The organism is Phaeobacter sp. 11ANDIMAR09 (assembly GCF_001294455.1).
In the GTDB taxonomy this organism is placed as follows: domain Bacteria; phylum Pseudomonadota; class Alphaproteobacteria; order Rhodobacterales; family Rhodobacteraceae; genus Pseudophaeobacter.
In genome coordinates, this window is sequence record NZ_LIKT01000009.1 from 184,208 (window position 1) to 190,374 (window position 6,167).

At 59.3% G+C, this 6,167-nt stretch carries 5 protein-coding genes; 2 read left to right on the forward strand and 3 right to left on the reverse strand.

Annotation, left to right across the window (positions count from 1 at the left end):
- Positions 1-36 precede the first annotated feature (36 nt).
- Positions 37-1,830 carry an aminopeptidase P family protein gene (locus AN476_RS10355; RefSeq protein WP_054461431.1) on the forward strand — a complete coding sequence of 598 codons (1,794 nt, stop codon included), beginning with the start codon at positions 37-39 and terminating at the stop codon, positions 1,828-1,830.
- A gap of 61 nt (positions 1,831-1,891) precedes the next feature.
- A complete protein-coding gene (locus tag AN476_RS10360; protein ID WP_054461433.1) occupies positions 1,892-2,233 on the forward strand; it encodes a DUF427 domain-containing protein in 342 nt (113 codons plus the stop codon).
- Between the two features lie 339 nt (positions 2,234-2,572).
- On the opposite strand, the gene AN476_RS10365 is transcribed toward AN476_RS10360, so the two are convergent.
- The 3 genes from AN476_RS10365 to AN476_RS10375 form a co-directional block, all read right to left on the reverse strand.
- On the reverse strand, positions 2,573-2,761 hold the full coding sequence (locus tag AN476_RS10365; protein WP_054461435.1) for a hypothetical protein: 189 nt from the start codon (positions 2,759-2,761) through the stop codon (positions 2,573-2,575).
- Between the two features lie 243 nt (positions 2,762-3,004).
- Positions 3,005-4,687, reverse strand: a complete 1,683-nt coding sequence (locus tag AN476_RS10370) for a chloride channel protein (RefSeq protein ID WP_054461437.1) — start codon at positions 4,685-4,687, stop codon at positions 3,005-3,007.
- 110 nt (positions 4,688-4,797) lie between these two features.
- Positions 4,798-6,167 (reverse strand): DNA repair protein RecN (locus AN476_RS10375; protein WP_054461475.1); only part of this gene is annotated, 1,370 nt, incomplete at its 5' end.

A 6,167-nucleotide genomic window follows, 5' to 3' on the forward strand; every position in this document is an offset into this window, starting at 1 on the left:
CTGGCCGCGCATTCAATCCCCTGACAGGAGAGCCCTATGTACCAGACCTATGACGTCACCGCCCGTCCCGAGCAGGGACCGCCGCGCTTGACTGTCCTGCGGCAAGAATTGGTGCAGCAAGGGCTGGACGGCTTTCTGGTGCCGCGTGCGGATGCCCATCAGGGCGAATATGTTGCGCCGCGTGATGAGCGCCTCAGCTGGCTCACGGGGTTTACCGGCTCGGCGGGCTTTTGCGCAGTTCTGACCGATGTCGCCGGTGTGTTCATCGACGGGCGCTATCGCACCCAGGTCAAACGGCAGGTCGCCGATGCCTTCACCCCTGTGCCCTGGCCCGAGGTCCAGCTTGGTAGCTGGCTAAAAGAGCAGCTGCCACAGGGCGGCAAAGTTGGTTTTGATCCCTGGCTGCACGCCTGTGCGCAGATCAAATCCCTGACGCAGGAGCTGGAAGGCACAGGGATCGAACTGGTCCAATCAGACAATCTGGTTGACCGCATCTGGGCGGATCAGCCCGCGCCCCCCATGAAGCCCGTACAGCCGCATGCGCTGGACTATGCCGGCGAAGCCGCCGCCGAGAAATGTTCCCGATTGGCGCGAGGCTTAGTCCAGGACGGACAGGTCGCGGCTTTGATCACCCTGCCCGACAGCATCATGTGGCTGTTGAACATCCGCGGCGCTGATATCGGCCGAAATCCCGTTGCCCATGGCTTTGCCATCCTCCATGCGGACGCACGACTGGACCTATTCATGGCAGCGGAGAAGCTCAAACAGCTTGGCGATCATCTACCGGAAAGTGTCACCTGCCACACGCCTGGGGCCTTCCTGCAGGCAGTCTCGGGCCTGAACGGGCCTGTCGCGGTGGATAGCTCCAGCCTGCCACAGATTGTGGCTGATGCCCTGGGTCCCGACCAGTTGGTAGAGGCCGGCGACCCCTGTGCTCTGCCCAAAGCGCGCAAGAACCCGGCAGAAATTGCGGGCTCAGCCGCTGCCCATCTGCGTGATGGCGCTGCCGTGGTCGAGCTGCTGTGCTGGCTGGATGCCCAGGCTCCTGGCACCATCACAGAAATCGAGGTTGCAAGCCGGCTCGAAGAGCTGCGCCGCCGTGATCCAGCACTGCGCGACATCAGTTTTGACACCATTTCAGGCACCGGCGAAAACGGCGCGGTGATGCACTACCGTGTGACCGAGGAAAGCAACAGCCGCCTTGAAGAGGGCCATCTGCTTGTTCTCGACAGCGGCGGCCAGTATCTGGACGGCACCACCGATATCACCCGTACCATTGCCATTGGCACTCCGGGCCAGGAAGAATGCGCCGCCTTTACCCGGGTTCTTCAGGGCATGATCGCCATGTCCCGGCTGCGTTGGCCCAAAGGCCTAGCTGGGCGCGATATCGAGGCCGTGGGCAGAATGCCGCTGTGGCTGGCCGGGCAGGATTTCAACCATGGGTTGGGACACGGGGTTGGTGCCTATCTCAGTGTACACGAAGGACCGCAGCGCTTGAGCCGGGTCTCTTCGGTGCCGCTTGAACCCGGAATGATCCTGTCAAACGAACCGGGCTATTACCGCGAAGGGGCCTTTGGCATTCGCATCGAAAACCTGCTGGTGGTACAACAGGCACCGGATCTGGAGACCGGGGATTCTGAGCGCGAAATGCTGTGCTGGCGCGGGTTGACCTATGTGCCGATTGACCGTCGCCTGATCGTAACAGAGATGCTGACCGCGGCGGAAAGAGACTGGCTGAACGCTTATCACGCCGAAACCGCCGCAAACCTGCGCCCCTACGTCAGTTCCACAGCGCAAAGTTGGTTGGATGACGTTACCACAGCAATCTGATAACAGATTGTTACATAGTTCGGGCATAGAGACATGCCACGTCACAAATCAGGGGGAAGACATGAGCAATATCCGCATCCGCAAGGCAACAGGCACCTGGGTGGTTCGCTCGGGCGGCGCTGTTCTGGGTGAATCGACACGCGCCCTGGAGCTGGACGAGGATGGCCACGATCCGGTGATCTACTTCCCCCGCGAAGACATCGCCGTCGCGTTTCTGGACCCCAGCGACAAGACAACCCATTGCCCGCTCAAGGGGGATGCCACCTATTACTCCATTGCCAACAAGTCATCCGTGACCAAAAACACGGTCTGGAGCTATGAAAATCCAAATGACGAAGTGGCCGAAATTAAGGGCTATCTCGCCTTTCACCTGAGCGACTCTGTAAAGGTGGAGCAAATCTAGCAGGGTCTCTTTCCCCCTGTTTCAATAGGATCAAAATAAGAGCTGCGGCACCGGGGTGCCGCGGCTCTTTTTGTGGCAGGTGGCAGATTTCTCGCGGCTTTCAAGCGGGCTGGAGACGGGCAGCACCTACGGCAGCACCCGGCAAAAACGCAGGCACAGCTGTTACAGAAAGAACGGGGAAAGACCCCAGAGAGATAAGTCAGGGGAAACAATCTGGGAAAAGGGCCCAAGCAAGAGATTGTCCTGTATTTCAGCAGAACAATGGCGCCCTATTGTCATTGGGCGCAACGGCCAAGGCGCCAAGGCCCCGACAGTTAGAATTGACATCTTAGACGCCGGTTACAGAACAGCCCGGCACAGATTGCGCCGCACATCTTCCAATTTTTCATCACCACTAAAGACATTGGTTTCCATGGCGCATTGAATTGCATAGTCGATCAATGCTTCCAAGGATGCCTTTTCCTTGTCGTGCTCGCCCAAACCCAGTCTCTGTGCAGTCTCTTCTGGACCACCTTGAAAAGTACGCATCTCTTTCCTTCCGCACTTTGGTAACCTGTATTACCGCAGAAAAAGAATCCGACAACCACCGCACCTAATCAATAGAAAGAAAAAATTAACCAAAATGTGATGTAGAAACCTCGCATTTTGTACCAATGCCATGAATTGACAGCCGAAGCCTGTCGTTTTGGTGAAGGTTTTTAGCGGATTTTCACCGGATTTGGAAATTGGTCTCAATTGCCAAAATGCGCTCAAGGTTCGAGAAGGACAATTTTAACTATGTTCTTCCGCTGCGACAGCCACCAAAGCCCGGTTATAGGCCTTCAGCGCATCCACATGGTAAATCGCTCCCAGCAGCTCTTCCTTACCGTCCTGCATCTCGACCACGGGCAGGAAACCTGCGTCAGCGCGATCAAATACCGGTAGGGCCGCCTCTAGGGATGAGCCAATTTCGAGACAGAGCCCCTGGCTCAGCAGATCTTCGCATTCTTCGCGCGAGGCACAGCGCGGATCGCCAAGCGGGCGCATCATCGCGTCCGATTTGAGCAGGGCCAGCAGATAGGCCTGGGGCCCGGCAGCACAGTGGATATTGCGCTTTTCCAACTGGGTCAGGAAGAAGGACCGTGCCACCAGTCGCGAGGCAAGCGCGGTGGAAATGGAGACAGCCGCCATCACGGCCAGGCCAATTTGCCAATCCCCTGTCAGCTCAAAAACAATCAATGTAGTCGAAATCGGCGCCCCTAGCACAGCGGCGGCCACTGCGCCCATTCCGGCAAAGGCATAGAGCGTATGCGTGCCTGAGATATCCGGCAACAGGGCGGTCGCAATCAGGCCAAAGGCCAAGCCGGTCAGCGCACCGATCATCAGAGAGGGCGAGAAAACGCCGCCGCCCATGCGCCCGCCCATGGTAATGGCCACGGCTGCAGTTTTGACAACCACAAAGATCAGTGCCTGAGACAGGACCAGCCCCCCAGTGAGCGCCAGTTCCGTCGTTTCATAGCCAACCCCGATGATATGGGGATACCAAATTGCAATCCCGCCCAGCAGGACCCCCGACATAGCCGGTCGCAGCCAGCGCGGGATGCTGAACCGTTGCTGCAAAACATCCCCAATATGATCCGCAAAAAAGATCGATCGCATCAGGACCACGGCCACCAGGCCACAGATGACCCCAAGCATCAAAAAGGCCGGCAGTTCCACATAGAACTGCAGTGCCCCCGGTGTCTGCATCGAGAATTCGGTCACATCGCCATAGGCCAGCCGGTTGATCACTGTCCCCGCCACCGAGGCAATGGCAATCGGGGCGAAGGCATGAACCGCAAAATGGCGCAGGACCACCTCCAGCGCAAAAAGCGCTCCGGCGATTGGAGCATTAAAGCTGGCAGAGACCGCCGCTGCGACGGCGCATCCCAGCAAGTCGCGCCCGGTGATGCCATCGGCGCCGATCTTATCGCTGACCCAACTGGAAATAACCCCAGCCAAGTGTACCACCGGCCCTTCCCGTCCAGAAGAGCCCCCGGTGGAGAGCGTCAGGAACGAGGCCAGCGCAGAGGCCAGGCCTGATTTCATCTCCAGCCGCCCATCCCTGAGCGCGGCACCCTCTATCACATCGGCCACCGATCTGACCCGCCCATCCGGCGTAAACCTATCCAGAATGATGCCGACCACCAGCCCACCCAGTCCTGCAATCAGGATCAGCCAGTACCAGGGCAGGCCCGCTGCAAAACTATGAAGATAATTGACGTCTTCAGCGCCATAGACCCAGGCCTGAAGCGCCGAAATACCCTTGCGAAACAACAAGGCGGCAAAACCGGCAACAATGCCGATCAACAGTGCGATCACCCAAAACCGAAACTGACTGGGCCCCCGGTGCCGTATGACTCGCCAAAAGTCCCGAACTCCAGAGATCCATCTGGAAAACTGGGCAGACAGAGCGAGGTCATTCGAGTTTGACATGGTGGTCCTGTGTAACGGCGTCGGGTGTTTGAACCCAAAATAGAAATAGACCGTAAAGAATTGGTTTGGGCTAGGCCACAACCCATCATAAATTCGCGATCATCAGGGCCTTAGCTGGCCAGCAAAGCACGCGCTGCGGCACGGGCCTCGGGGGTGATTGTATCCCCGGAAACCATACGGGCAATCTCGTCCACACGGTCGTCTGTGTCCAGCGGCACCACCTCGGAGAGCGTCACCCCCTCGGAGACACGTTTTTGCACCCGCCAATGGTAGCCCCCCTGGGCGGCAACCTGCGGCGAATGCGTCACCACCAGCACCTGGCCGGACTGGGCCAGCGACCTAAGGCGGCGGCCCACCGCATCAGCAGTTGCACCGCCAACCCCCCGATCAATCTCGTCAAAAATCAATGTCTTGGTCTGGTCGCTCCCCCGCAGGCAGACCTTCAAAGCCAGCAAAAAGCGGCTGAGCTCGCCCCCAGAGGCAATCTTATTCAGCGGTCCCGACGGGGCGCCCGGATTGGTGGCAACTGTAAAGGCAACTGCATCATAGCCTTCGGGACCGGCATCGGCGGTCTCAATCAGGGTTTTAAAAACAGCGCGTTCCATCTTAAGCGGCGCCAGTTCGGCCATTACGGCCTGATCCAGGCTTTCAGCCTTGTCGCGGCGTGCCGCACTCAGCTGGTCTGCGAGCGCTTGATAGGCGGCTTCGGCAGCCGCCAATGCGGCCTCCTGATCCGACAGATCCTGATCGCCTGCATCCAATGCCGCCAGTTTGCGGCGCAGGTGATCGGCATGGACCGCCAGCTCATCCGGTTGCACTGCGTATTTGCGCGCCAGGGCTCTGATCTCAAACAGCCGCGCCTCGCAGTCCTCAAGGTCGCCCGGATTGAATTCCAGTCCCTCAAGCACCCGCAACACACCATCCTGAGCGTCTCCCAGCTCCACCATAGCCCGGCTCAGGGCATTCAAAGGCGCCGTCAAGCCGGTATCCTCACCTGCCTCAACGCCCTCTAGCCAGCGCTGCGCTTCCCCTACAGAGGGTTCGGCGCCTTCGCTCAGCAGGGCATGGGCGCGGGCGATGTCGCCACGAATGCGTTCGGCCTGCTGCATCTGCCGACGACGCGCATCCAAAGCTTCATCTTCGCCAACCTGGGGGTCGAGTTTATCAAGCTCTGCCACCGCATGGCGCAGGAATTCTTCCTCAGAGCGGACGGCATCCAGCGCATCCCGTGTCGCCTGTACCGACTTGCGCGCCTTTGCAGCTGCCGTCCAGGCGCTGCGGGTCTGGTCCAGCAAGTCGGAAACGGAGGCAAAGGCATCCAGCAAGGCCCGATGGCCGCGAGGGTTCAACAGACCGCGGTCATCGTGCTGGCCATGCAGTTCAACCAGGGTTTCCGACAGCCGACGCAGAACCTCGCCAGAGCAGCGCCGGTCGTTCACCCAGGCTGTCTTACGTCCATCGGCGGTATTCACCCGCCCCC

What these genes read in the sequence shown, in the direction of transcription:
- AN476_RS10355 (WP_054461431.1), top strand. Translation starts at nt 37, where the DNA reads ATGTACCAGACCTATGACGTCACCGCCCGTCCCGAGCAGGGACCGCCG.
- AN476_RS10360 (WP_054461433.1), top strand. Translation starts at nt 1,892, where the DNA reads ATGAGCAATATCCGCATCCGCAAGGCAACAGGCACCTGGGTGGTTCGC.
- AN476_RS10365 (WP_054461435.1), bottom strand. Translation starts at nt 2,761, where the DNA reads ATGCGTACTTTTCAAGGTGGTCCAGAAGAGACTGCACAGAGACTGGGT.
- AN476_RS10370 (WP_054461437.1), bottom strand. Translation starts at nt 4,687, where the DNA reads ATGTCAAACTCGAATGACCTCGCTCTGTCTGCCCAGTTTTCCAGATGG.